This window comes from Sphingomonas panaciterrae (assembly GCF_036890205.1).
In the GTDB taxonomy this organism is placed as follows: domain Bacteria; phylum Pseudomonadota; class Alphaproteobacteria; order Sphingomonadales; family Sphingomonadaceae; genus Sphingomonas; species Sphingomonas panaciterrae.
In genome coordinates, this window is the sequence record NZ_JAKNQR010000001.1 from 62,059 (window position 1) to 87,859 (window position 25,801).

At 67.1% G+C, this 25,801-nt stretch carries 25 protein-coding genes and 1 tRNA gene; 21 read left to right on the forward strand and 5 right to left on the reverse strand.

Annotated elements, in window-relative coordinates:
- Positions 1-63 precede the first annotated feature (63 nt).
- Entirely contained in the window at positions 64-1,104 is a 1,041-nt protein-coding gene (locus L8F96_RS00365) for a COX15/CtaA family protein (RefSeq protein WP_186314009.1), read from the forward strand.
- A gap of 12 nt (positions 1,105-1,116) precedes the next feature.
- Here L8F96_RS00365 and L8F96_RS00370 read toward each other — a convergent pair whose 3' ends face one another.
- The gene (locus L8F96_RS00370) at positions 1,117-1,770 is read right to left on the reverse strand and encodes a sulfite oxidase-like oxidoreductase (RefSeq protein WP_334654473.1); all 654 of its coding nucleotides are present in this window, start codon (positions 1,768-1,770) and stop codon (positions 1,117-1,119) included.
- A gap of 126 nt (positions 1,771-1,896) precedes the next feature.
- Here L8F96_RS00370 and L8F96_RS00375 point away from each other — a divergent pair, with 126 nt between their 5' ends.
- The 5 genes from L8F96_RS00375 (at position 1,897) to L8F96_RS00395 (ending at position 8,825) form a co-directional block, all read left to right on the forward strand.
- Positions 1,897-4,173, forward strand: a complete 2,277-nt coding sequence (locus tag L8F96_RS00375) for an FdhF/YdeP family oxidoreductase (RefSeq protein WP_334654475.1) — start codon at positions 1,897-1,899, stop codon at positions 4,171-4,173.
- A gap of 194 nt (positions 4,174-4,367) precedes the next feature.
- The gene (locus tag L8F96_RS00380; RefSeq protein WP_334654477.1) at positions 4,368-6,854 is read left to right on the forward strand and encodes a TonB-dependent receptor plug domain-containing protein; all 2,487 of its coding nucleotides are present in this window, start codon (positions 4,368-4,370) and stop codon (positions 6,852-6,854) included.
- A gap of 139 nt (positions 6,855-6,993) precedes the next feature.
- Positions 6,994-7,473, forward strand: a complete 480-nt coding sequence (rplM, locus tag L8F96_RS00385; RefSeq protein ID WP_046410361.1) for a 50S ribosomal protein L13 — start codon at positions 6,994-6,996, stop codon at positions 7,471-7,473.
- Complete coding sequence (rpsI, locus tag L8F96_RS00390; RefSeq protein ID WP_082103079.1) at positions 7,473-8,021, forward strand: 30S ribosomal protein S9; 549 nt, start codon at positions 7,473-7,475, stop codon at positions 8,019-8,021. The genes rplM and rpsI overlap by 1 nt, the downstream gene beginning before the upstream one ends.
- Before the next feature lie 174 nt (positions 8,022-8,195).
- Complete coding sequence (locus L8F96_RS00395; RefSeq protein WP_334654480.1) at positions 8,196-8,825, forward strand: retropepsin-like aspartic protease family protein; 630 nt, start codon at positions 8,196-8,198, stop codon at positions 8,823-8,825.
- Here the strand turns inward: L8F96_RS00395 and L8F96_RS00400 are convergent.
- From L8F96_RS00400 to modA, 3 genes are read right to left on the reverse strand one after another with little or no spacing between them, the layout of a single operon-like run.
- Positions 8,812-9,414, reverse strand: a complete 603-nt coding sequence (locus L8F96_RS00400) for an ATP-binding cassette domain-containing protein (RefSeq protein ID WP_136451628.1) — start codon at positions 9,412-9,414, stop codon at positions 8,812-8,814. The two genes, L8F96_RS00395 and L8F96_RS00400, sit on opposite strands and share 14 nt — an antisense overlap.
- Entirely contained in the window at positions 9,404-10,090 is a 687-nt protein-coding gene (gene modB / locus L8F96_RS00405) for a molybdate ABC transporter permease subunit (protein WP_334654484.1), read from the reverse strand. The genes L8F96_RS00400 and modB overlap by 11 nt, the downstream gene beginning before the upstream one ends.
- Positions 10,087-10,845 (reverse strand): molybdate ABC transporter substrate-binding protein, encoded by a 759-nt coding sequence (gene modA / locus L8F96_RS00410; RefSeq protein ID WP_417158916.1) that lies wholly within the window; start codon positions 10,843-10,845, stop codon positions 10,087-10,089. The genes modB and modA overlap by 4 nt, the downstream gene beginning before the upstream one ends.
- A 151-nt stretch (positions 10,846-10,996) precedes the next feature.
- Between modA and L8F96_RS00415 the strand changes: the two genes are divergently transcribed.
- Genes L8F96_RS00415 through L8F96_RS00425 form a run of 3 tightly spaced genes read left to right on the forward strand, consistent with a single transcriptional unit; the run spans position 10,997 to position 13,927 of the window.
- Positions 10,997-11,962: an acyl-CoA dehydrogenase family protein gene (locus L8F96_RS00415; RefSeq protein ID WP_334654486.1), complete on the forward strand. Its 966-nt coding sequence runs from the start codon at positions 10,997-10,999 to the stop codon at positions 11,960-11,962.
- The gene (locus L8F96_RS00420; RefSeq protein WP_145118917.1) at positions 11,959-13,110 is read left to right on the forward strand and encodes an acyl-CoA dehydrogenase family protein; all 1,152 of its coding nucleotides are present in this window, start codon (positions 11,959-11,961) and stop codon (positions 13,108-13,110) included. The genes L8F96_RS00415 and L8F96_RS00420 overlap by 4 nt, the downstream gene beginning before the upstream one ends.
- A 19-nt stretch (positions 13,111-13,129) precedes the next feature.
- A complete protein-coding gene (locus L8F96_RS00425; RefSeq protein ID WP_301090242.1) occupies positions 13,130-13,927 on the forward strand; it encodes a crotonase/enoyl-CoA hydratase family protein in 798 nt (265 codons plus the stop codon).
- A gap of 18 nt (positions 13,928-13,945) precedes the next feature.
- Here the strand turns inward: L8F96_RS00425 and L8F96_RS00430 are convergent, their stop codons facing one another.
- Positions 13,946-14,533 (reverse strand): DUF924 family protein, encoded by a 588-nt coding sequence (locus L8F96_RS00430; RefSeq protein ID WP_334654488.1) that lies wholly within the window; start codon positions 14,531-14,533, stop codon positions 13,946-13,948.
- On the opposite strand from L8F96_RS00430, the gene L8F96_RS00435 reads away from it, so the two are divergent.
- From L8F96_RS00435 to L8F96_RS00490, 12 genes are all read left to right on the forward strand, one after another.
- Positions 14,532-15,707: a MiaB/RimO family radical SAM methylthiotransferase gene (locus L8F96_RS00435; protein ID WP_145118913.1), complete on the forward strand. Its 1,176-nt coding sequence runs from the start codon at positions 14,532-14,534 to the stop codon at positions 15,705-15,707. The two genes, L8F96_RS00430 and L8F96_RS00435, sit on opposite strands and share 2 nt — an antisense overlap.
- Positions 15,704-16,636, forward strand: coding sequence for a signal recognition particle-docking protein FtsY (gene ftsY / locus L8F96_RS00440; RefSeq protein ID WP_046410349.1), 933 nt, complete (start codon positions 15,704-15,706; stop codon positions 16,634-16,636). Before L8F96_RS00435 ends, ftsY begins: the two co-directional genes overlap by 4 nt.
- A gap of 74 nt (positions 16,637-16,710) precedes the next feature.
- Positions 16,711-17,322 carry a septation protein A gene (locus L8F96_RS00445; RefSeq protein ID WP_125944557.1) on the forward strand — a complete coding sequence of 204 codons (612 nt, stop codon included), beginning with the start codon at positions 16,711-16,713 and terminating at the stop codon, positions 17,320-17,322.
- A 162-nt stretch (positions 17,323-17,484) separates the two neighbouring features.
- Complete coding sequence (locus L8F96_RS00450) at positions 17,485-18,798, forward strand: replication-associated recombination protein A (protein ID WP_136451634.1); 1,314 nt, start codon at positions 17,485-17,487, stop codon at positions 18,796-18,798.
- 42 nt (positions 18,799-18,840) lie between these two features.
- A complete protein-coding gene (locus L8F96_RS00455) occupies positions 18,841-20,316 on the forward strand; it encodes a serine hydrolase domain-containing protein (RefSeq protein WP_334654494.1) in 1,476 nt (491 codons plus the stop codon).
- A gap of 31 nt (positions 20,317-20,347) precedes the next feature.
- Entirely contained in the window at positions 20,348-21,196 is an 849-nt protein-coding gene (locus L8F96_RS00460) for a hypothetical protein (protein ID WP_334655611.1), read from the forward strand.
- Between the two features lie 18 nt (positions 21,197-21,214).
- Positions 21,215-21,290 (forward strand) — tRNA-Thr (locus tag L8F96_RS00465).
- 45 nt (positions 21,291-21,335) lie between these two features.
- The gene (locus L8F96_RS00470; protein WP_046411687.1) at positions 21,336-22,034 is read left to right on the forward strand and encodes an endonuclease/exonuclease/phosphatase family protein; all 699 of its coding nucleotides are present in this window, start codon (positions 21,336-21,338) and stop codon (positions 22,032-22,034) included.
- A complete protein-coding gene (locus tag L8F96_RS00475) occupies positions 22,031-24,316 on the forward strand; it encodes a patatin-like protein (RefSeq protein WP_334654499.1) in 2,286 nt (761 codons plus the stop codon). Before L8F96_RS00470 ends, L8F96_RS00475 begins: the two co-directional genes overlap by 4 nt.
- 55 nt (positions 24,317-24,371) lie before the next feature.
- Positions 24,372-24,722 (forward strand): lipopolysaccharide assembly protein LapA domain-containing protein, encoded by a 351-nt coding sequence (locus L8F96_RS00480; protein ID WP_046410340.1) that lies wholly within the window; start codon positions 24,372-24,374, stop codon positions 24,720-24,722.
- Positions 24,723-24,725: 3 nt separating this feature from the next.
- Positions 24,726-25,400 carry an orotidine-5'-phosphate decarboxylase gene (gene pyrF / locus L8F96_RS00485; protein WP_334654502.1) on the forward strand — a complete coding sequence of 225 codons (675 nt, stop codon included), beginning with the start codon at positions 24,726-24,728 and terminating at the stop codon, positions 25,398-25,400.
- 11 nt (positions 25,401-25,411) lie between these two features.
- Positions 25,412-25,762, forward strand: coding sequence for a GFA family protein (locus tag L8F96_RS00490; protein ID WP_145118901.1), 351 nt, complete (start codon positions 25,412-25,414; stop codon positions 25,760-25,762).
- Positions 25,763-25,801 lie beyond the last annotated feature (39 nt).

The window sequence follows — 25,801 nt, forward strand, 5'->3', positions numbered from 1 at the left end:
GGGATGAGTGCGATGGCGGGTGTACGCCATTGCGGCAACGACGCCGCGCTTCTAGATGGCTGCATGCTCAAGCCCAGCCCTGGCTTTCGCGTTTCGCCGCGGCCACTCGCCTTGGCGCGATGGCTTTATGTCGTCGCCGCCCTCATCGTTGTCATGGTTGCCGTCGGAGGCATCACGCGTCTGACCGAATCGGGGCTGTCGATCACGCAGTGGAAGCCGATCAGCGGGACCATTCCCCCGCTGAACGAGGCGCAGTGGATGGCGGAATTCCGCCATTATCAGCGCATCCCGGAATACCAGGAGATCAACCGCGGCATGACGCTGGACGGGTTCAAGCAGATCTTCTTCTGGGAATATGTCCATCGCCTGCTCGGCCGCGTTATTGGGCTGGCCTTTGCGCTTCCCCTGCTGTGGTTCGCGATCAAGCGGCAGATCCCGCGCGGCTATGGCCCGCGCCTCCTCGCACTGCTCGCGCTGGGTGGCCTGCAGGGGGCAATCGGCTGGTGGATGGTCGCATCGGGCCTGTCGGTGCGAACTGATGTCAGCCACGTCCGCCTCGCAGTTCACCTTTCGGCCGCCCTTGTCATCCTGGGCGGCGTGGTATGGACCGCACTGGACCTGCGCGATCTCGCGCGCGATCCGCTGGCGAGGCCCGCAGGGCTGAAACCGCTCGCCGCGGTCGCGATGCTGCTCCTGGGCATCCAGATCTTCATTGGCGCCTTCACCGCGGGGCTCAACGCCGGCTATGCGTTCAGCACCTGGCCGCTGATGGGCGACAGCTTCTTCCCGGCCGGTACGCCGATGCTGGAGCCGGCGTGGCGCAACCTCGTCGACAATCCCATCGTGGTCCAGTTCGTCCATCGCTGGTTCGCCTTCGCCGCGGCCGCCGCCGTGATCTGGCTCGCCTTTGCGGCACGGCGGCGCGGCGCGGTGAATGCCTGGGGCGCGGTCATCCTGCTGACCAGCCTTCAGATCCTGCTGGGAATCGCCACGCTGCTCACCGGTGTCGACCTCACCATCGCGGTTGCGCATCAGGTGAACGCCGCGATCCTGCTGATCGCCGTGGTCGCCGCCGGGCACACGCTGGGGCGGCGTCGCGCCTAAGCGCGGCGCAGCTCAGCTATAGCGCTCCTCCTCCCAGGGATCACCGCGTCGGTGATAACCGTTCACTTCCCAGAAGCCTGGGCGATCGGCACCCAATAGTTCGATCCCGCTGATCCACTTGGCGCTTTTCCAGAAATAGAGATGGGGGATCACCAACCGAGCTGGTCCCCCATGCTCGCGCGTCAGCGGCTTTCCCTGCCATTCGCGCGCGATCAGCGCGTCCTCTGCGGCGAAATCGGCCAGCGGGACGTTGGTCGTATAGCCGTCATAACCGTGCAGCACGACAAAGGCGGCTTCGTCGCGCGGCTCGACCAGGTCGAGCAGCGTGCGGGTCGCGACGCCCGCCCAATCATTGTCGTAGCGCGACCAGGTTGTGACGCAGTGGATGTCACTCCGCCGCTCGGTCTGAGGCAAGGCCATGAACGCGGACCAGTCGAGCGATACCGGACGGGCGACCAGCCCCTTGATCGTCAGCCGCCATCGATCGGTCGACACATCGGGCTGGCGCTCCAGGTCCAGCACCGGCCAGTCGCGCACCAGATGCTGGCCGGGCGGCAGGCGCTCATCCGCGCCGCGCGCTGCGCCGGTGATGAACTTGCCCTCGTTGGCCCAGCGCTGCTTGGTTCGGGTCAGCTTGGTGTCGTCAGGCAATGCGTCGTCCGCCACGGCTTCGATCCTCCTGCGCCCCCGCCTGCATATGCCCGTTCCCTGCATATAGTGCCCACGCCGGTGATCCAAACAGCGCCCCTCGCGTTGTCAGCCATGAACGGCTGTCGCGCGAAAGGATCCTGGGTGGCTGACGAAAAGGATACGGTTCACTATTCGGGCGCCGCCGGCGGATGGGGCTCGGTACGCGGCATGACCGAAGTGCTCGCGCGTGAACGGCCGACGCCCGCCGCGCTAGACACCCTGCGGCGGCAGAACAAGCCCGGCGGCTTCATGTGCGTGTCCTGCGCTTGGGGGAAGCCGAAGCACCCCCACCCGTTCGAATTCTGCGAGAATGGCGCGAAGGCGACCTTGTGGGAGATGACATCCCGCCGCTGCACGCCCGAGTTCTTCGCGCAACATACCGTGACCGAGCTGCGCGACTGGAAGGACTATGATCTGGAGCATCAGGGCCGCCTCACCCACCCGATGCGCTACGATCGCGCGACCGACAAATATGTCCCCTGTGCCTGGGATGAGGCGTTTGCCGCGATCGGCACGGAGTTGAAGCGGCTCGACCCGAAAAGCACCGTCTTCTACGCCTCGGGCCGCGCCAGCCTTGAGACAAGCTACCTCTACGCCCTGTTCGCGCGCATGTACGGGCACAACAACCTGCCCGACAGTTCGAACATGTGCCATGAGACCACGTCGGTGGCGCTCAAGAAGGCGATCGGATCACCCGTCGGCACCTGCGTCCTCGAGGATCTCGAGAAATGCGACGCGATCTTCTTCTTCGGCCATAACACGGGATCAAATGCGCCCCGGCTACTCCATCCCCTGCAGGAGGCGGTGAAGCGCGGGGTGCAGATCGTCACCTTCAACCCGATCCGCGAGACGGGGCTGGAACGGTTCAAGAACCCGCAAAGCCCGGTCGAAATGCTCACCGGCAAGGAGACGGAAATCTCCTCGCTCTACCTGCAGGTAAAGGCGGGCGGCGACATTGCGGCGATCATGGGCATGATCAAACACGTCCTCTCCACCGCGGAACGGCGCTGGCGCGAGGACAAGCGCCATGTCCTGGACGTCGATTTCCTCGCACAGCACACGACCGGGTTCGAGACGGTGAAGGCCCATGCCGAGCAATTGTCGTGGGAGGAGATCGAACGCGAAAGCGGTTTGGCCCGGGCCGATCTCGAAAAGGCCGCCGACGTCTATATTGCGGCCGAACGCACCATCTTCATGTACGGCATGGGGCTGACGCAGCACGTGCACGGCTCCGACAATTTGACCACGCTCGTCGATCTTGCCTTGCTGAAAGGCAGCATCGGACGCGAAGGCGCCGGCATCTCGCCGATCCGCGGTCACAGCAACGTGCAGGGACAGCGCACAGTCGGCATCTCCGAAAAGCCCGAACTCGTCCCGCTCGACCGCATGGCCGAGCAATTCGCGTTCGACCCGCCCCGCGACACGGGCCTCAACACCGTCGATGCCTGCGAGAAGATCATTTCCGGCGAGGTGAAGGCCTTTATCGGCCTCGGCGGCAATTTCGTACGCGCCATCCCGGAACAGGTGAAGATGGAGCAGGCGTGGCAATCGATGCGCCTCACGGTCCAGATCGCCACCAAGCTCAACCGAAGCCACCTGATCAACGGCGAGGTCGCTTATCTCCTGCCGTGCCTCGGCCGGTCGGAACGCGACATGCAAGTGACCGGCGCGCAGGCAGTGACGATGGAGGATTCGTTGTCGTGCATCCATGGATCGCAGGGCAATGGTCACCCGGCCAGCGACCATCTGAAATCCGAAGTCGCGATCGTCTGCGGCATGGCCAAGGCGACGCTGCCGCCCAATCCGAAGGCGCGGTGGGACGACTGGACCGCCGATTACGGCCTGATCCGCGACCTGATCGAGGAAAGCTATCCGGAGATGTTCGCCGATTTCAACGCGCGCGTCTTCACGCCGGGCGGTTTCTACAAGGGCAATGCGGCGCGCGAACGGATCTGGAAGACGGAAAGCGGCAAGGCGGAATTCACCGTTCCCACCTCGCTCTCCGCGCTCGGCCTTGGCGACAAGGAAGGGCGCTGGCGGTTGATGACGCTGCGCTCGAACGATCAGTTCAACACCACCATCTACGGCTATTCCGACCGCCTTCGCGGGATCGAGGGCACGCGCGATGTCGTGCTGATGCATCCGGACGATATCGCGGCTGCCGGCCTGGCAGAGGGCCAGGTGGTCAGCCTCGCCAGCGATGCCGATGATGGGGAGCATCGTCAGGTCGATGGCCTGACCGTCACGCCCTATCTGCTGCCGCGCGGGTGCATCGGCGCTTATTACCCCGAAACCAATCCGCTGGTGCCGCTGTGGTACCATGACGAGGCATCCAAGACCCCGGCCTCGAAGGGCGTGCCCGTTCGCATCGTGACCTGAGCGGGGCGCGCCCTCTATCCGCTGTCGCGTCGGCGCGTTATGCGCTGCGCGTCCAGCACCGGTTTGTCCCGCAAGCCAACCCGCGTCCAATCGCACGGGTACAATTTGCGACGATTTTCCGGTGCCGCCGCGACATTTCCCCCACAACCCCGCCGTAGGACGTGATCATCCCACGTCGGTTCCGGAGCCTGTCCTTGTCGATCCTGCTGCTGCCCGCTTCTCTCGCCGCAATGACCGTCCCTGCCACTGCCACGCCGGTCCAGGTGGGCGAATTGCCACCGGCCGAATCCCAGACGGCCGAATCCGAGACGGCCATCCCCCTGCAGGGCGAGCCGCAGTCGGTGGAGGAAGCTGAGGCTGAACTCGAGCTTGAGGATGACATCATCGTCACCGGCAGCCGCCAGCCGCGCGGATCGGTGATCGGTGACATCAAGCCCGAAGTGGTGCTGAGCGGCCGCGACATTCGCGCTTATGGTGCCAGCAACATCGGCGAATTGCTGGAGGAGCTTGCCCCGCTCACCGGCAGCATCCAGGGCCGCGGCGCCGGCGCCCCCGTGGTCCTGCTGGGCGGCCGCCGGATCAGCGGCTTCCGCGAGATCCGCGGCCTGCCTCCAGAGGCGATCCAGCGCGTCGACATCCTGCCGGAGGAAGTCGCGCTGAAATACGGCTATCGCCCCGATCAGAAGGTGGTGAACATCGTCCTGCGGCGCCGCTTCAATGCGGTGACGGCGGAGGCGGATACCGGCTTTGCCAGCGATGGCGGGCGTCAGGTACATGAGGCGACGCTCAACTACCTTCGCCTGGGCAACGGCAACCGCTTCAGCGTCGATGGCGAATATGCCCACAGCAACCCGCTGTTCGAAACGCAGCGCAACCTGGCGGAGGCCGATCCGAACCGCACGTTGCTATCGGCCAGCGACGCAGCGAAGCTGAACGCGACGTACAACCAGACCATTTTCGGCAATGTATCGGCCACGATCAGCGGTGAGCTGGAAGGCGCTGATACCCGCGCCGGCCTTGGTACGTCGTCAGACGGCCAGCGGCTGCTGCGCGAGGGGCGCACCCGCACCGGCGTGCTCAATTACGCCCTGAACGGCGACCTTGATCAATGGCGCTGGTCGCTAAACGGCGGCTATACGCGCGACTGGTCGACAACCCTCACCGATCGCGACGGCGGCCCGGGCAGCGGCACCCGCCGCGACCGGGCGGAGTCGGTAGCGCAAACGATCGAGACCGAAGGGACGCTCAGCGGCAGCCTGTTCGATCTTCCCGCCGGCGCGGTGACGACCACGCTGAAGGCTGGCTTCACCCTGCGCGACATCAGCGGCGGATCGCGCCGGGCCGGCATCGTGACTGCGACCGACCTGTCGCGCGACCAGGGTTCGGCCCAGGCGAACATCGACATTCCGCTATTCCGCAACGGCCCCATCGGCGCCCTGTCGGCGACGATCAACGGCGGGGTCGATCAGCTGTCGGATTTTGGCACGCTCGGATCGGTCGGCTATGGCTTCAACTGGCGACCGGTCGAGGCCGTGCGCCTGATCGGCTCGGTCGCGCATGAGCAGGGTGCGCCGACGATCCAGCAGCTCGGCAATCCGTTGATCGTCACGCCCAACGTCCGCGTATTCGACCTGGTGACCGGCCAGACGGTGGATGCGACCACCATCACCGGCGGCAATCCGAACCTTGCGGCCGACCAGCGCCGCGTGCTGAAGCTGGGCCTGACGGTGAAGCCGATCAGCGACACCAACCTGACGCTGCTTGCCAATTACACCGACAGCCGCATCGACAATCCGATCGCAAGCTTTCCGACCGCGACGCCGGAAATCGAGGCGGCCTTCCCCGGCCGGTTCGATCGTGACGCGGCCGGCACGCTGATCAGCATCGACGCGCGGCCCGTGAACTTCGATCGCAGCCGCAGCCGGCAGATCCGTTGGGGCTTCAACTGGACCGAGACGCTGGAGGCGCCGCCGCCGACCGGCCCTGACGGCCAGCCGCTGACCGCCGAACAGATTGCGGAACGCCGCGCCGCCTTTCGCGAGCGGGGGCGTTCCGGGGCGGGCGCCAGTCCGGCTGGCGGCGAGGCGAGCCAGACGGGCGTGCGCTCCGCGGGCGATCGCGGACCGGGCGGCTTTGCCGGACGTGGCGGTGGTGGCTTTGGCCGCGGCGGGTTCGGCGGCGCACGCCAGGGCCGCGTGCAGCTCAGCGTGTTCCACACCTGGCGCCTCGAGGACACGATCCTGATCCGGCCCGGTCTGCCCGAACTCGACCTGTTGAGCGGTTCGGCCATCGGTGCGCGGGGCGGCCAGCCGCGGCACCAGGTGGAGTTCAACGCCGGATACAACCGGCACGGCATCGGCGTCCGGCTGAACGGCACGTGGCAGGAGGGCACGACCCTGCTCGCCAACCCCAACGGCGCCCCCTCGCCCGAGGATCTCAGCTTCGGCGCGCTCTTCACCGCCAATCTGCGTGTCTTCGCGGATCTCGGCCAGCAGCGCGCGCTGGTGCAGAAGGCGCCGTTCTTCCAAGGCTCGCGCGTCACCCTGTCAGTCAACAATCTCTTCAACCAGCGGCTCGACGTACGTGATGCTGCGGGCGCCGTTCCGATCGGTTACCAGCCGGCGTTGCTCGACCCGCTCGGCCGGTCGGTGAGGCTGAGTTTCCGCAAGCTGTTCTTCTAGGATCAGGATGCCGGTATCATTTTACCCGTCAGGAAAGCCGCTGAATCGTTGACTTTCAGCAGGCCTTTGTCCAATGCCCTCACTGTCACGCCGCCCCTTGACGGGGTGGCGTATCTGTTTCTTGCAAAGGTCCAAGCCCATGAAGGCGCTGATGAAGACCACCAAGGCGGCCAAGCCCGCAGAGGTGGAAAAGAAGTGGCACATCGTCGATGCCACCGACCTGGTGGTCGGTCGTGCAGCGGTCGTGATCGCCAACGTCCTGCGCGGCAAGCACAAGCCGTCGTTCACCCCGCACGTAGATTGCGGTGACAATGTCATCGTGATCAACGCCGACAAGGTGCGCTTCACCGGCAACAAGCTGGCCGACAAGGTCTATTACAAGCACACCGGTTATGCCGGCGGCATCAAGGGCGTCACCGCCGCAAAGGTGCTGGAAGGCCGCTTCCCCGAGCGCGTGCTCGAAAAGGCTGTTGAGCGCATGATCCCGCGCGGCCCGCTGGGCCGTCAGCAGATGCGCAACCTGCGCATCTTCAAGGGCGCTGAGCACCCGCACGAAGCGCAGAACCCCGAGGTCCTCGACATCGCCGGCATGAGCCGCAAGAACAAGGTGGGCGCATAATGTCCGACAATCGCCAGTCCCTCGCCGATCTCGGCGCCGCGCTCAGCGAGCAGCGCGAAACCGCCGTCGCTGCTGCAGAAGAGAAGGCCGAGGCCTATCTTGAAGGCAAGATCGACGAGCCGTCGCAGCGCGCCCCGCTGCGTGCGCAGGAACTCGACAAATACGGTCGCGCCTATGCCACCGGCCGTCGTAAGGACGCGGTTGCCCGCGTGTGGCTGAAGCCGGGTTCGGGCAAGATCACGATCAACGGTCGTGATCAGGAAGTGTATTTCGCACGTCCGACGCTGCGCCTCGTTATCAATCAGGTGTTCGGCATCACCGAGCGCGAAGGTCAGTATGACGTGATCTGCACCGTCAAGGGCGGCGGCCTTTCGGGTCAGGCCGGCGCGGTGAAGCACGGCATCAGCCAGGCGATCACCAAGTACGAGCCGGCGTTGCGCGCCCCGGTGAAGGCAGCGGGCTTCCTGACCCGCGACAGCCGTACCGTCGAGCGTAAGAAGTACGGCCGCGCCAAGGCACGCCGCAGCTTCCAGTTCTCGAAGCGCTAAGGCTTATTGCAGCGTCGCCGGTCTTGCCGGTCCGCTGCTGGCCACTGGCTGCACAAAGGGGCAGCTCCGCAAGGAGCTGCCCTTTTTTGTCGTGTTTCGGGCTGGGCCATCACGCCGAGGAAAATCGCGCGAGACCTGCATCGCATGCGGGCGCGGTGATCCTATATGGGTGCGATGGACGCACTTGCCGATCTGGCTCCCCATTATCCGCTGATCCTTGGCCTTTTCGCTCTCGTCGTGATCGCAGGCTTCCTGCGACGCCTGCCGGTGATCGGCCGCCTCGTCAGTCTTGCCATGTGGGTGGCGCTGATCGGCGCGCTGGTATTCGTCCTGGGCGAGCGCGAACGCTTCGATCCCTATCTCGGCCGTGTCGCCGAGGTGCTGGACCTGTCGGGGCAGCAGGTGGAGGGCGCCGAGACCCGCATCCGGATGAGCCCAGACGGGCATTTCTGGGCCAATGTCAGCTTCGGCGGGGTGAAGCGGCGTATGCTGGTGGACAGCGGAGCGACGGTGACCGCGCTTTCGCTGGATACGGCAAATGCCGCGGGCCTCGATGTGCGTGACGCGATGTTCCCGATGCTGCTGCGAACCGCCAATGGCACGATCCGCGCCCAGACAGCGACGATCGGCGAATTGTCGCTCGGCAACATCGTCGCGCGTGACGTGCCCGTCGTCGTGTCGCCCGCCTTCGGGGAGACGGACGTGCTGGGCATGAACTTCCTGTCGCGGCTGAAATCCTGGCGGGTCGAGGGTCGCACGCTCGTGCTGGTCCCCAACAATCCGCAGCCGGTTACATCCGGATGATGTGCTGACCGAGGCGCTCGGCCTCCTCTGGGTCGTGCGTTACGATCAACATCGGCAGGCGCAGATCATCGCGCAGCCGCTCGATCTCCTGCATCGCCTCCTCGCGCCGCGCACGATCGAGCGAGGCGAGCGGTTCGTCGAGCAGCAGGAAATCCGGGGCACTCAGCAGCGCACGCCCAATCGCCACGCGCCGCGCCTCGCCGCCTGACAGGCTGCGCGGCCAGCGCTCCAGCAGCGGCTCGACCTCCAGCGTCGCGGCGATCCGGGGCAGCGCTAACGCGTCGCTCGCCCCGTAGAGGAGGTTCCGGCGCACGGAGAGATGCGGAAACAGCCGCGGCTCCTGAAAAACCACGCCGGCGCGGCGGCGATGCGGCGGCACGTCGATCCGCGCGGCCGCATCGTACAAAGTGCGGCCACCGACCCTGACATGGCCGACGCTCGGCACGAGCAGCCCGGCGATCATCATCAGTACGCTGGTCTTTCCCGCGCCCGACGGACCGACGAGGACGGTGCTTCGTGCGTCGGAGCGGAACGCGGTGCCGATCACCCGCTCACCGCGCCGGACGGTCAGGTCGATGTCAAAGGACATGGAGCCGCCGTCCCTGCCGCCGCGCCACCGCCTCCGACACCACTAGCGCCGCCAGGCTGAGACCGACGGAGATTGCCGCCAGTCGCCACACGATCACTTCGCCGCCCGGCTGCTGAAGCGCGGCATAGATCGCCAGCGGCAGCGTCTGCGTTTCGCCCGGCACGTTGGAGACGAAGGTGATCGTCGCCCCGAACTCCCCCAGCGACCGCGCAAAGCCGAGCACCACGCCCGCGAGGATCCCGGGCAGCGCGAGCGGCAGCGTGATGGTGGCAAAGGCGCGCCACCGCCCTGCCCCCAGCGTCCGCGCCGCTTGCTCGAGCCGCTGGTCCACCGCCTCGATCGACAGACGCATTGCGCGCACCATCAGCGGCAGCGCCATGATCCCCGCAGCGATCGCCGCCCCGGTCCAGCGGAAGATCACGCTGACCCCGAACCATCGCTCCAACGGGCCCCCGATCGGCCCGCCCGGAGCAAAGACCAGCAGCAGGACCCAGCCGGTGACCACCGGCGGCACCACCAGCGGCAGATGAATGATCCCGTCGAGGATCACCTTGCCCGGAAAGTCGGTGCGCGCGAGAAGCCAGGCCAGCGCAAAGGCGATCGGCAGCATGCCCATCGTCGCCACCCCGCCGACCAGCAGCGACAGGCGCACGACGGTGGCGATCTCCTCCGTCATGGGCGGGTGAAGCCGTGCCGCACCAGGATCGACTGACCGGCGGGTGACAGCAGGAACCGGCGGAAGCCCTCGGCGTCCGGGTGCCGCGCGCTGGAGAGCCGCGCGAGCGGGTAATGGATCGGCGGATGACTGCCGGCGGGAAAGCGGCCGACGATGCGCAGCCGCGGCGCGATCCGGGCGTCGGTGGCATAGACGATGCCATAGGGCGCAGCGCCACGCTCCACCAGCGACAGTGCGGCGCGCACGCTTTCCCCGCGAACGACGCGGCGCGCGACCATCGGCCACGCGCCCAGCCGCTCGAGGGCCGTCTTGCCGTAGCGGCCGGCAGGCACTGCGGCTGGATCGCCCATGGCGAATGGGCCCGCCGCCAGCAAGGTGCCGAGAGCGCGCCCCCGCATGCCGCCAAGTTCCTGCCCGCGTCCGGGCGCGGCAACGACGACCAGCCGGTTGCCGGCAAGGACCGCGCGGGTGCCGGGCACCAGCCGCCCCTTTTCGGCGAGCCACTCCATCCAGCGGTCATCCGCGGATACGAACAGATCGGCTGGGGCGCCGGCGCCGATCTGCCGTGCGAGCGCAGAGGATGCAGCGAAGGACAGCACCGGGCGCGGGTGGCCACTGGCAGCCCATCGGTCCGCCGCCTCGCCCAGCGCCTCCTGCATGCTGGCCGCCGCGAGGACCAGCGGCCCACGCGCCTGCGCCGCCGCGGGTCGCCCCAGCAACGCGAACAGCATGAAAAACAATGACCACAGGCGCATCGCATTCCCCCCGGCCGCGCGCTCTTACCACGGAGTTTGCCGCCGACCAGCAGGACTGTCAGGTGGACAAGCGCTGGCCGCTTGTCCTAGCGACATCAGGATAACGGAGAGGAGCGGCCATGCACATGCAGGACCGGCACAGGCGACACGCATGAGCGAGATCGGAACGATGCTCGCCGACACCGCCGAGCGGCTGTTTACCACCCATGCCGAGGCGATCGAGCAAGCGGCAACGAGCGGCGAGTGGCCCGCCGCCGCGTGGGAGACGATCGAGGAAAGCGGCCTGCCGCTCGCCCTCGTGCCCGAGGACCATGGCGGCTTCGGCGTCCCCACGGCGGAAGCACTGGCGCTGGTGCGACTGACCGGCACGCACGCCCTTGCGCTGCCGCTGGCCGAAACGATGATCGCCAATGCCGCGCTCGCCGCGGCGGGCTTGCCGCTCGGCGACGGGGCGATCGGCCTCGCGGCCGATCCGCAAACCCCCGTTCCCTGGGGCCGTTTCGTCCAGACCGTCGTGGCGACCGAAGCGGGCCAGCTTCACCGCGCCTCCTCGCCACGCGTGACACGAGAGGGCAAGAATATCGCTGGCGCACCGCGCGACCTGCTCGATCTGGCCGAGGGACCGTCAGCGCCTTTCCCCGCCGGGACGCTGCTTGCCTGGGCCGCACTCGCACGCGCGCTGCAGATGGCGGGCGCGCTTGATCGCGTCCTCGAGCTGACCGTTGATCACGTGACCACGCGCGTCCAGTTCGGCCGCCCGCTCGCCAAGTTCCAGGCGATCCAGCAGGAACTGGCGAAACTGGCGGGCGAGGTCGCCGCGGCATCTGCCGCCGCCGATCAGGCCGCCGATGCGTATGTGGCTGGCGGCGACATCACCTTCGCGGTCGCGGTAGCCCGCGCGCGCATCGGCGAGGCAGCGAGCAAGGCCAGCGCGATCGCGCATCAGCTGCACGGGGCGATCGGCTTCACCCGCGAACACGTGCTGCACCGCTACACCACCGCGCTTTGGGCGTGGCGGGATGAATATGGGACGCAGCGACAATGGACGCTGGCGCTGGGCAAGCGCGCGCTCGGCGCGGGACGTGACGGATATTGGCCGATGGTGGTGGCAGCATGACGACCCTGCACTTTCCCTCACCCGCCCGCCACGAGGCAGCCGAGGCGCTTCGAGAAGAGGTACGCGCGTTCCTCGCTGACGAGCTCGCCACCCGTACGCCGCTCGCCCGTGCGGACAGCTGGAACGGCTTCGATCGCGATTTCAGCCGCAAGCTGGGCCAGCGCGGCTGGCTCGGCATGACCTGGCCAAAGCAATATGGCGGTCACGAGCGCAGCGCCTTTGAACGCTATGTCGTCGTCGAGGAGACGCTGGCTGCCGGGGCGCCGGTCGCGGCGCACTGGATCGCCGACCGCCAGAGCGGCCCCAGCCTCCTCAAATATGGGACGGAGGAGCAGAAGCAGACCATCCTACCGGGCATCGCGGCGGGCGAGACGGTGTTCTGCATCGGCATGAGCGAGCCTGATTCCGGGTCAGACCTGGCCGCGACCCGTACGCGCGCCGTGCCCGCCGATGGTGGGTGGCGCGTCACCGGCACGAAGCTGTGGACGACGGGTGCGCACGACGCCGATTACATGATCCTGTTCTGCCGGACGAGCGGCACCCCGGCCGATCGCCAGGCCGGCACCAGCCAGCTGCTCGTCGATCTGCGCACCACCGAAGGGATCACGATCCGTCCGATCATCGACCTTGCCGGGCAGCATCATTTCAACGAGGTGCATTTCGAGGATGCCTTCCTTCCCGCCACCGCGCTGATCGGTACCGAAGGCGCCGGCTGGGAACAGGTCATGAGCGAGCTCGCGTTTGAGCGCAGCGGGCCCGAGCGGTTCCTGTCCTCGATGCAATTGCTGATCGAACTGGTGGGTGTGCTTCAGGATGCGACCGGCGAGGCGGCGCAGCTCGCCCTCGGCCGCCTCAGCGCGCATCTCATCACGCTGCGTCGCCTGTCGCGGGGCGTCGCCGTGATGCTGGAGGCAGGCGAGAACCCGGGCACTCATGCAGCGATCGTCAAGGATCTGGGGGCGACATTCGAACAGGAGCTGCCGGATATCGCGCGCAGCCTCGTCGATGCCGAACCGGACGCTGCATCGACATCAGACTTCGTCGCCGTTCTGGCACATATCACGATGAATTCACCCAGCTTTTCCCTGCGCGGCGGAACACGCGAGATCCTGCGCGGCATCATCGCGCGCGGGCTCGGGCTGCGCTGAGACCAATTCGGAGAACACCATGACCGTCGTTACCACCGAGATCCGCGGCCCGATCGCGATCCTCCGCCTTAACCGGCCAGACGCGATGAACGCGCTTGGCGCCGATGGCGATGGCGAGGCGGTTCGCGCCGCCTGCGACGCGCTGAACGCTGACCTCTCGATCCGCTGCGTGATCCTGACCGGCGAGGGCCGCGCCTTCTCGGCTGGCGGCGATATCAAGAAAATGGCCGATCCGGAGGGCCCCTTCTCCGGCGGCGGACTGCCGATCCGCAGCCATTATCAGCGCAACATCCATCGTATCGCCCGTGCGCTCTTCTCGCTCGACATGCCGGTGATCGCCGCGGTGAATGGCGCCGCGATCGGGCTTGGCTGCGACGTGGCATGCATGGCGGACATCCGCATCGCGTCGGACAAGGCAAAATTTGGCGTCACCTTCCTGAAACTCGGGCTGGTACCGGGCGACGGCGGATCATGGCTGCTGCCGCGCGCGATCGGGATGAGCCGGGCGGCCGAGCTGTTCTTCACCGGCGACGTCATCGATGCCGCGACCGCAGCCGACTGGGGCCTGGTCAGCCGGGTCGTGCCGCATGACAGCCTGATGGATGAGGCGCTGGCGCTTGCGGGCCGTATCGCTGCGCTCCCGCCCCATTCGCTGCGCCTGACGAAGTCGCTGCTGCGGCAGGGGCAGACGAGCAGCTACGATCAGGCACTCGATTCGGCATCGACCGCACAGGCCGTCAGCCATGCGACCGACGACCATCGCGAGGGCGTGGCCGCGCTGCTGGAGAAACGTGACCCGGTGTTCTCCGGCCGCTGACGCCCGGCGGCCGCGCCTTCAGCCCTTTGGTAGTCCGGTGCCGTCGTCGGGCGCCATCAGATACTCGCGCTCCTCGGCCGTGCTGTCACGGCCGAGCGCAGCATTGCGCGTCGGAAAGCGGCCAAAACGCTCCACCACGTCGCGATGGCCGATCGCGAATGGCACGTTCGGTCCGCCCAGCGCGGTGAATTTCTCCACTGACAGGCGCTGCAGCAGCAGATCCTCGGCATGCATCAGCGGCATGTAGAGAAAGGCGCGCTCTTCCTCGACATAGCGGGCTTCCCAGCCATTGGAGATGGCCAGCAGCGTCAGTTCCACCGCCAGATCATCAGCCTCATAGGCACGCGGCGAATCGCGGTAGATGTTGCGGGAAAACTGGTCGAGAAGGATGATCGCGGCGAGCAACTCGTCCGGCCCGTCGCGCCATCCGGCCGCGCCGCTGGCATAGACTTGGTCACGCAGCGCGCGGAACCGCGTTCTGATCTCCTCATCGAGCTCCGGGTCGCGCTTGAACTGGCGCTCCATCGGCAGCGCGAACCAGAAGTCGAGCACCGCGCGCGCCTCATCGTGGACTAACCGCGAATGTATCCCTAGATCGCCAGCCATGCTCGCCTCCCGTTCGCCCGACGTGATTACCCTGGGCTGTCGATTGAACCTTGCCGAGAGCGAAACGATCCGCGCGCTCGCCGGCTCGCGAGATATGGTGGTGATTAATGGCTGCGGCGTGACAAACGAGGCCGTTCGCCAGACCCGCGTCGCGGTGCGCCGCGCGCGTCGCGATCGCCCGGCGGCGGAGATCGTGGTGACGGGCTGTGCATCCGACATGGATACGGCCGCCTTCGCCGCGATGCCGGAGGTGGATCGCGTCGTACCGAACGCGGCCAAGCTCCTCCCCGCGACGTGGGGCGGCTTTCCCAACCACCGACCCACCCGCCGCCATGCCCGCGCCTTTGTCGGGGTGCAGAACGGCTGTGATCATTCCTGCACCTTCTGCGCCATCCCGCTCGGTCGCGGCCCGAGCCGGTCGGAGCCCGTGGGCCAGGTGGTCGCGCGCGTCGCCGCCCTGGTCGAGGATGGCGCGCGCGAGGTGGTGCTGACCGGGGTCGACCTTACCAGCTACGCCGACGGCCTCGGCACGCTGGTGGAGGCGATCCTGACGGGTGTGCCGCGGTTGCCCCGCCTTCGCCTTTCCTCGCTCGACACGATCGAGATCGACGATCACCTCTTCGATCTGGTGACCAGCGAGGAGCGCGTGATGCCGCACCTCCATCTTTCGCTCCAGGCCGGTGACGATCTGACTTTGAAGCGGATGAAGCGCCGTCATTCACGAGCGCAAGCCGTCGCGATGGTGGCCCGGCTGAAGGCGAAGCGCGCGATCGCAATCGGCGCGGACCTGATCGCCGGTTTCCCGACCGAGAGCGAGGAAGCCGCGGCCAATACGCTGCGCCTGCTGGCCGATTGCGACATCGTTCACGCGCATATCTTCCCTTTCTCACCCCGCGATCGCACCCCGGCAGCCCGCATGCCCCAGGTGGCGCCGGGCGTCGCCCGCGAGCGTGCCGCACGCCTGCGTGAGGCTGCCGCGACCCGCCGCGCCGGGTGGCTCGCCACGCTGGTCGGCAGTGACCAGCAGATTGTTATCGAGAAACCCGGCGATCGCGGCCACACGCCCGCCTTCGCCGAGGTACGCTTGCCCCACCCGATGGCGACCATCGGTGATATCGCGACCGTGCGGATCACTGCTGCCGCCGACGATCATCTCATCGGAATTCCTGCATGACCGACAACCGATCCTGGCACGACAAGCTCCTGGGCGGATTTCGCCGTACGTCAGACCGGCTGGTCGGCAACCTTGCCGGACTGGGAACGGCCCGGCTGGACGATGCGACGCTGGACGAGATCGAAGAGGCGCTGATCGCGTCGGATCTCGGCCCGGAAACCGCCGCCCGCATCCGCGCCCGGCTTGCCGAGGGCAGCTATGAGCGGAACATGGAGGAACTGGGCATCCGCCTCGTCGTCGCCGAGGAGGTCGAAAAGGTTCTAGAAAAGGTCGCCAAGCCACTGGAGATCGACGCTTTTCCGCGGCCGCAGGTGGTACTGGTGATCGGCGTGAACGGATCGGGAAAGACCACCACCATCGCAAAGCTTGCGCACCTGTTCATGGAGCAGGATTATGGCGTGATGCTCGCGGCAGGCGACACGTTCCGCGCCGCGGCGATCGGCCAGCTCGCGACCTGGGCGGAGCGGATCGGCGTGCCGATCGTGACCGGTCCGGAGGGCGGCGACGCGGCCGGCGTGGTGTGGGACGCAGTGAAGAAAGCCACCGAGACGGGCATCGACGTACTGATCGTCGACACCGCGGGACGGCTGCAGAACAAGCGCGAGCTGATGGACGAACTGGCCAAAATCCGCCGCGTGCTTGGCCGCATCAACCCGGCCTCTCCGCACGACGTGGTGCTGGTGCTCGACGCCACCACCGGCCAGAATGCGCTGAGCCAGATCGAGGTGTTCAAGGAAGTCGCGGGCGTCACCGGGCTGGTGATGACCAAGCTGGACGGCACCGCGCGCGGCGGCGTTCTGGTGGCAGCAGCAGAACGTTATGGCCTGCCGATCCACGCGATTGGCGTCGGCGAGTCGATGAACGACCTGCGCCCGTTCGACGCGCATGAAGTCAGCCGGATCATCGCGGGCGTGGATCAAGCACGCTGATCGACCGTTCGCGTCAGACCAATTGTTGAGCCGCGGCCGCTCGTTCCCGGGCGGCCCGACCAGCGGAGTAACTGGTGAGTACCGAAACCAAAAACACCTCGGGCCTGCGGCTCGCGCTCGATTACGGGCCGTTGATCGTCTTTTTCGCGGTCAATTTCCTTGCGCCCGGGCCCGCGATTGCACGCATTCTCGCGGCGACCGCCGCGTTCATGATCGCCATGGCGGTGGCGCTCGGCATTTCGTGGTGGAAGACGCGCCACATTCCGCCGATGCTGCTGATCTCCGGCGCGCTGGTGATCGTGTTCGGCGGCCTGACGATCTGGTTCCAGGACGAACGCTTCATCAAGATGAAGCCGACGTTCGTCTATGCGATCTTCGCCGCCGTGCTCGGCTTCGGGCTCGCCACCGGCCGCCCGCTGCTGCAGCTTCTGCTGGAAAGCGCCTATCCGGGGCTGACGGCGGACGGATGGCGCAAGCTGACCCGCAACTGGGTGATCTTCTTCCTGTTCATGGCCGTGCTGAACGAGGCGGTCTGGCGGTCGACCAGCACGGATTTCTGGGTCGGCTTCAAGCTGTGGGGCGCGATCCCGCTGACCATGATCTTTGCCATCGCCAACGTGCCGATGCTGATGCGTCACGGGCTGCAGGCGGGCAACATTCCCGACACGATCCCGCCGCAGGAATGAGGGACGCGGGTGGTGACCAGGCCAGGGCTTGTTGCGGCAGGGTAGGAAGTCGCTGTAGCGCGCCTATCTTGCGCTGATGCCCGCATCTTACCGGCCGGTTGACGGCCCTCCCCCGCACAGCCTGAACGCCGCCGCAGTGTCTTTGCGCGGGACGGCCCGCCAGTGACCGACTCGCTGTTTCAGACGACGGTCCGCAAGCCCCTGGCAGAGGAGCTTCGTCCTGCGCGGCTGTCCGACGTCATCGGCCAGGATCATCTGCTGGCGCCGACCGCGCCGCTCGGGCGCATGGTGCAGGCGAAGCGGTTGTCCTCTTTCGTCCTGTGGGGGCCGCCCGGTGTCGGCAAGACCACCATCGCCCGCCTGATCGCGCGTGAGACGGGCTATGAGTTCATCCAGCTGTCTGCGGTGTCGACAGGGATCGTTGACCTCCGAAAGGCGATCGCGGCCGCCGCTGATCTGCGTGCGATCAGCGGACGGTCGACGGCGGTTTTCATCGATGAGCTTCACCGCTTTTCGCGCCCGGTGCAGGACGCGATGCTGCCGGCGATCGAGGACGGCACCTTCGTCCTGATCGGCGCGACGACCGAGAACCCGAGCTTCAGCCTCGTCTCCGCGCTTCTTTCCCGTGCCAAGGTGCTGACGCTCAATCGCCTCGACACGCCAGCGCTGTCGCAGGTGCTGGCGCGTGCGGAGCGGCTGATCGGACGCGCCCTGCCGCTCGATGCTGCGGCGCGCGACGTGCTGGTCGACATGGCCGACGGAGATGCGCGCTACATGCTGGGCATTTGCGAGGATCTTCTCACATTGGATGAGAAGGAGCAGCTGGATCCGGCCGCCCTCGCCGCCTTCGCGCTTCGCCGCGCACCGCTCTACGACAAGGGGCAGGAAGAACATTACAATCTGCTCAGCTGCTTCCACAAAAGCCTGCGCGGCAGCGACGCGGATGCTGCACTCTACTGGGCGGCGCGGATGACCAACGGCGGCGAGGATCCGGCGGTGCTGTTCCGCCGCCTTGCCTGCGCCGCCTCCGAGGATGTCGGCATGGCGGATCCCCAGGCGCTGGTGCAGGTGCTGACGGCGTGGCAGGCGTTTGAAAGGATTGGCTGGCCCGAGGGGCGGCTGTTCCTGGCGCAAGCGATCAATTACGTCGCGACCGCGCCGAAATCGAACGCTTCCTACCTCGCCTTTGGCCGCGCCACCGATCTTGCGCGCCGTACTGGTTCGCTCCCCCCGCCCAAGCACATCCTGAACGCGCCGACCGCGCTGATGAAGGAGCACGGCTATGGCGCGGGCTACCGCTACGATCACGATCAGCCCGATGCCTTTTCGGGCCAGGAGTTCTTCCCGGACGAGATTGCCGCCGGGCCGCGCGAGCCGCTCTATCGCCCCAATGAACGCGGGTTTGAGCGCGACGTACGCAAGCGGCTGGCGTTCTGGCAGGCGCGTCGCTCCCGGGGCGAGACAGACGATCGTTGATGCGCCTAATAGCGATGCTGAAACAGGTGGAGGAAGTCGCACGTGGGCATCAGGGGTGACGTCGGGAACAGGTTCAGGTCGACTGCACAAGCACGGCGGCTCACCGCCGGCGCAGCCTGCGGCAAGCGGGCGCGCACCCACGGCATAGTCGCCGCGCTGATCGGGGCGACGATCGCATCGGCTGCGCCAACCACCGCCGGCGCTCAGGTCATCGGCGCGCAAACCTCCACCGCCTATCAGGAGGCGATTGCGGCGGGCTACAAGGCGCTTGCACTGTGCGAAGGGGTGATCGCCGCCGGCCGGACGGAGGCGCAGGTCGAGGCGCTCGAGCTCCGCGGGATCTACCCGGAATATCAGCCGCTGCTCCCGCGCCTGCGCGCCACGATCGACCGTCCCAACCGCAGTGTTCAGGTTGCCTTCGCCACCGATCTGCCCCCACGGCGCGCGGATTGGTCGCCGCGCACCGGCTGCGTCCTCCAGCCGATCGGCCGCGTCGTTGCGCCGTGGCCGGCAACACCGCTCGCCGCCTCGCTGCCACTGCCGGGGGACTCACGGCCGTGGCCGCTCGGCGACTCGGGCATCGCGCCGCGCCCACGCCCCGCGCTGGCACAGACCGTCGCTCGTGCCTTCGACCGCAGCACCTACAAGGGCGAGACGGTCGGGGTCGTCGTGCTGCACGATGGGCGAATCGTGGCGGAGCGTTACGCGGACGGCTTCGGCCCGTTCACTTCCAACCGCACCTGGTCGGTGGCGAAGAGTATTGCGGGCACATTGGCCGGCATGGCGGTGCGGGAACTGAAGATCGACCCGCGCAAGCCCGCGCCTATTCCCGAATGGAGCCACCCCGCCGATCCGCGCCGCGCGATCACGCTGGACCAGCTCCTTCGCATGTCGTCGGGTCTCCATTCCGATCATTACGGCAATCGCACCGATGCGATCTATTTCGGCGGCACCACCGTCACCGAACAGGCGACCGGCTGGCCGCTGGAGGTGAAGCCGGGCACGCGCTTCCGCTATGCCAACAACGACATCATGCTGGCGGCGCGCGCTATCCGCGCCGCGATGAACAATGATACGCGCTACGCCGCCTGGCCGTCGCAGCTGTTCACCCCCCTCGGCATGAAACACACGACGGCCGGGACCGATTGGCAAGGCAATCTGATCCTCTCCAGCCAGGTCTATACCACCGCTCGCGACCTTGCGCGGTTGGGGCAGTTCTGGCTGCAGGACGGCGTCTGGCAGGGCAAGCGCCTGCTGCCGGACGGCTGGATGCGCTACATGACGACAGCCAGCGGCCCGCAGCCCGCCGATGGCCCCGGCTATGGCGCCACCATGTGGCTGTTCGGACCGGCGCAGGGCCTACCCGCAGGCAGCTATTCAGCGCAGGGCAATCGCGGGCAGTACGTGATGGTGGTCCCGTCGGAGAAGCTGGTGATCGTCCGCCGCGGTGAGGACCCCACCAACGCCCGTTTCGACATCGCCCGCTTTACCGCTGACGTGATCCGGAACCTGAAATGATGGGCGTCTGTACCGTTCGGGGGCGGCGGCGCTGACCCATTTTCGTCAGTTCGCGGCGATCGACTGGTCTGGGGCGAAGGGGTCTCGCCACAAGGGGATCGCCGTTGCGCTCTGCCACGCCGGCGAGGAGGCGCCGCGTCTCGTCTCCCCGCCTGGCCGCTGGTGGTCGCGAACGGAGGTCTGCGCCTGGCTGCGCGATCATGCGCACGAACCACTGCTGGTCGGGATCGATTGCAGCTTCTCCGCACCCTTCCTCGCCCGAGGCGCGCATCTGCCGGGCGAAACCCGGACCGAAACGGCCCGCGCGCTGTGGGCCTATGTCGACGAACAAAGCAGCGACGAGGATTTGGGGGCGGCCTCCTTCCTGGAAGCACGGCGGGGCCGACACTTTTATCTCGGCGCGGCTGACGGGCCGAAGGCGCAGTTCCTCCACTGGCGCACGTGCGAGATGGTCGGCGATCGATCGACCAAGCCGACCACGGTCTATGATGCGATCGGTGCGGCGCAGGTCGCCAAGGCGAGCTTCGCGGGAATGAGGATGCTCCACCATCTGGACGGAGCGCTGGCGATCTGGCCGTTCGACTCAAAACCTGATGAGGGGGCGGTACTGGTGGAGATCTACACCGCCATGGCGGCGCGCGCGGCCGGCCTGCCACGCGGCCGAAGCAAGCTACGCGATGCAGTCTCATTGGACGATGCACTCGGGCACCTTGGCAGCCGCCCGCATGAACCGCTGACGCAGTATGACGATCACTCGACCGACGCGATCCTGGCCGCCGCCTGGCTGCGCGCCAATGCAGACCGAGCCGACTTGTGGGTCCCGCCCGGGCTCGACGCTCAGGTTCGGCAAACCGAAGGCTGGACCTTCGGCGTCACCTGACGCATGGAGCGCCGACACGCCGGTTTAGCTCAGCTGGTAGAGCAGCGGTTTTGTAAACCGAAGGTCGCGGGTTCGATCCCTGCAACCGGCACCATTTCCCGACGCAACCTCGCTGGTGGAGGGGCGTTCCACGAACGCAATGATCCGCATCGCAAGCTATAACATGCGCAAGGCGATCGGCACCGACCGGCGCCGCAACCCGGAACGCGTGCTGGAGGTCCTGCACGAACTGGATGCGGACGTCATTGCCCTGCAAGAGGCGGACCGGCGGTTTGGCGCGCGGGCAGCGGTGATCACCCCGCATCTTCTGGACGAGCATAGCGACTGGAAGGCGGTCGATTTCGGAGTTCGGGCCGGATCGATGGGCTGGCACGGCAACGCCTTCCTCGTTCGCAAGTCATCGCAGGTGGTCGATTGCGAGGTCATCCACCTCCCCGCACTCGAACCGCGCGGCGCGATCGTGACCGAGGTGCGGCTGGCCAAGGGCGGGGTGTGGCGCTGCGTCGGCATGCACCTCGACCTGTCGGGGCTCTGGCGGCGCAAGCAGGCCGCGGCAATCCTCAGCCATGTGGCAGCCAGCAGCGAGCAATTGCCCACCGTGATGATGGGTGACCTGAACGAATGGACCCGCGCCGGCGGGTGCCTCCGCGATTTCGGGCGCGATTTCGTATTTGCCGAAACCGGCCCCAGCTACCATGCCACGCGTCCGATCGGGCGGCTGGACAGGATCATGGTATCAAGCGACGTGAAGGTGATGGATTGCGGGGTGCACAGCAGCGCCGCCGCCCGCAAGGCCAGCGATCATCTGCCGATCTGGGCTGACGTCGAAGCCGCATGATTCGTGATTCGGAATTACGGCTGGCGCTCGTCTGCTACGGCGGGATCAGCCTTGCCGTGTACATGCACGGCATCACCAAGGAGATCTGGCACGTCGCGCGCGCGAGCCGGGCGAGCCAGTCGGGGGAATCGCTGGATCGTTCCGCCGGCGTCTACCAGGGGCTGCTGGCGGAGATCGCCGGCTCCACCGGCATCCGTCTGCGGATCCTGCCGGATATCATCGCAGGCGCCAGCGCCGGCGGGATCAACGGCATTTTCCTCGCGCAGGCACTCAGCGCCGGGCAATCGCTCGACCCGCTGACGGACCTGTGGCTCGACAATGCCGATGTGGAGGCACTGATCGCGCCGGCCGCTGCGCCGGTCTCGCGCTTCTCCAAGGCTTGGGCGCTGCCGATCGCCTGGATGGCGGCCGGGCGCGGTGTCGACGGACTGGACGATCTCGACGAACAAACACGCGAGGAGGTGCGGGCAAAGCTGTCGCACTTCGTCCGCTCGCGCTGGTTCGAGCCGCCGTTTGATGGCCCCGGCTTCACCGGCATGCTGCTGGATGCCTTTGCGGCGATGGAATCCGGCCCGCGCGGCCCCCGCCTGCTGCCCGAGGGCCAGCCGCTCGACCTGTTCGTGACCGTCACCGACTTCAACGGCCATCCCGAACGGCTGCAGCTCCACTCCCCGCCGGAGGTAGTGGAGACCGAGCATCGCGTGGTGCTGTCGTTCAGCGATCACGGCCATGCGATCGAGACCTTGGCCGCCGCACCCGAGCTTGCCTTCGCCGCGCGGGCCACCTCAAGCTTTCCCGGCGCTTTTCCCGCCTTCACCGTGGCCGAGCTTGATCAGGTGCTCGCCGACCGCAAGGATCGCTGGCCCGGGCGCCGGGCGTTTCTCACGCGGGTGCTGCCGCGTCAGGCCGCCGCCAACGCGCTGGATACCGCGGTGCTGATCGACGGCTCGGTCCTCGCGAATGCCCCGTTCCGTCCGGCGATCGACGCACTCGATGCCCGCCCCGCGCGGCGCGAGGTGGACCGCCGGTTCGTGTATATTGATCCGTCGCCCGGCATGAAGTTCAGGCTCACCGGCCCGGCGGAAGGCCCACCCGGCTTCTTCCAGACGATCCTCGGCGCGATCAGCGAGCTGCCCCGAAAGCAGCCGATCCGGGACAATCTGGAGGCGCTCGCCGCCCGCTCGCGGCGCATCGCCCGGATGCGCACCATCACCGATGCCGTGCGGCCGGAAATCGAGGCAGCGGTCGAGGCCTTGTTCGGGCGCACGTTCTTCCTGGACCGGCCAACCGCAGCGCGTCTCGTCGTATGGCGCCGGCGTGCGCAGATCGCAGCGGCGGAGCGGGCCGGCTTCAGCTATGCCGGCTATGCGCACCTCAAGATCGCCGGCGTGATCGAGACGATGACGGCCTTGCTCTATGCCGCGGGTGACGAGCCTGGGCCACACCGCTGGCAGCGGATACGCAGCCGGATCGAGGCCGCGCTGCATGCGCGCGGCTATGACGAGGCGGCCCCTTCCGATGCCTCCAGCGCTGCGTCGATCGATTTCCTGCGCACCTTCGACATCGGCTTTCGCATCCGCCGCCTGCGCTTGCTGGCGCGGCGGTTGGTCGAGCTGGAGGCGGAGCATGATGAGGCAGTCCTGGCGCCCGTGCGCACCGCCATTTACGATTCGCTCGGCGCCTATCTCCACCGCAAGGCGCCCGAGGCGCATGGTGCCCTGCGGGGCGCGGTGCGCAGCCTGCGCGGGGACGCATCCCCGCTGCTCGACGATCTCGCCGCCTCTCTCGACCTGACCCGGCTCGATCATGAAACGGACGAACGGGTCGCCGAGGCGCTGGCGCAGCTTCCCCGTCAGCTGCGCCGCACCCTGCTTCTCCACTATCTCGGCTTTCCTTATGTCGACCTCGCCACCCTCCCGCTGCTTCAGGGTGAGGGGCTGGACGAGTTCGATCCGGTCAAGGTCGACCGCATCTCACCCGATGATTGCACCGCGATTCGCCAGGGCGGTGCGGAGGCCACGCTGAAGGGGATCCAGTTCAGCAATTTCGGCGCCTTCTTCAGCCGCAGCTACCGCGAGAATGATTACCTCTGGGGCCGGCTGCACGGCGCGGAGCGGATGATCGACATCATCGTGTCCGCGCTGCCCGCCACCGCCCGCCTCCGCCCGGGCACGGTCGCCGCCGCAAAGCGATCGGCCTTTTTGGCGATCCTTGATGAAGAGGAACCGCGCCTCCTCACGGCCGGCGGCCTCATCGCCGATCTGCGCCGCGAAATAGGCTGAGGCTGGCCAAAACGGCGCCGGCGTAATAGCGTCGCGCCATGCCGGAGCCTTGTACATGCAGTTCCTGAAAATCCTGTTCTGGGCCTTGGTCGCCTTCGCCGCTGCGGTATTCACCTTCGGCAATTGGAAATGGGTGTCGGTGTCGCTGTTCGGTAACCTGATGGCGGAGGTGAACCTTCCCATCCTGTTGCTGGTCACGTTCCTCGCCGGGTTCCTGCCGACCTTCCTGTACCAGCGAGCGCTGCGCTGGCGCCTGCGTCAGCGGCTGTCCGCCGCGGAGCGGACCATTGCCGACCTTCGGGCGCTGCCGCTTGCCGATCCCCGGCCTGCCGCGGCCGCGCCTGCGCCGGCCATGGCTGCGCCCGCCCCATCCTCTTCCACAGATTTCCCGCCGGAGGCCATCTGAACCATGTCCAATCCCATCTTCGTGGCACTGGACACGCCCGATCTTGACCGCGCCAAGGCGCTTGCCGCCAACGTTCGCCACCATGTCGGCGGGATCAAGCTCGGGCTGGAATTCTTCGCGGGCAACGGCCGACACGGCGTGAAGGAGATGGCGGAACTCGGGCTGCCGATCTTCCTTGATCTCAAGTTTCACGACATCCCTAACACCGTCGCCAAGGCGATCCAGGCGCTGCGTGCGCTCGAACCGGCGATCATCACGGTGCACGCGGCTGGCGGGCAGGCGATGCTGGAGGATGCCAAGGCGGCCGCGCCCGCGGGTACGAAGGTCGTTGCCGTTACCATGCTCACCAGCCTCGACCAGCGCGATCTCGCCGCTACCGGCATCCACGGTTCGGCGCACGATCAGGTCCTGCGCCTGACGGAGCTTGCCCAGCGATCCGGCGTCGATGGCATCGTATGCTCCGGCGAGGAGGTGAAGGCCGCGCATCAGTCATGGCCGGACGGCTTCTTCGTCGTGCCCGGCGTGCGCCCCGCCGATGCGGTCGTCGGCGATCAGAAGCGCGTGGTGACGCCGCGACAGGCTCTCGATAACGGCGCATCGATTTTGGTGATCGGGCGCCCGATCACCCAGGCCGAGGATCCGGATTCCGCCGCGCGTGCGATCGGCGCGACGCTGTAGGAGGCAATGTCATGGCTTTCGAAGGCAGCTGTCACTGCGGGGCGGTGACGTTCCACGTTAATGCCGATCCGCCGGTCGGTGCGATGAGCTGCAACTGCTCGCATTGCCGGCGAAAGGGCTTCCTTCTCGCGTTCCTGCCCGCCGAGACCTTCACGGTCACGGCCGGCGCGGATCGCCTGACCTCCTATTTCTTCAACAAACATGTGATCCGGCACCAATTCTGCGCGGTTTGTGGCTGCGAAACGCATGCCGAGGGGACGGGGCCGGGCGGCGTTCGCACGACGGCGGTCAACCTGCGATGCGTACCGTCAATCGACCTCGATAGCCTCGCCATCGAAAAGATCGACGGCGCACGCTTCTGATCCCTAGGCTTTTCCGTGGCTTGCGGGATGTCATTCCCG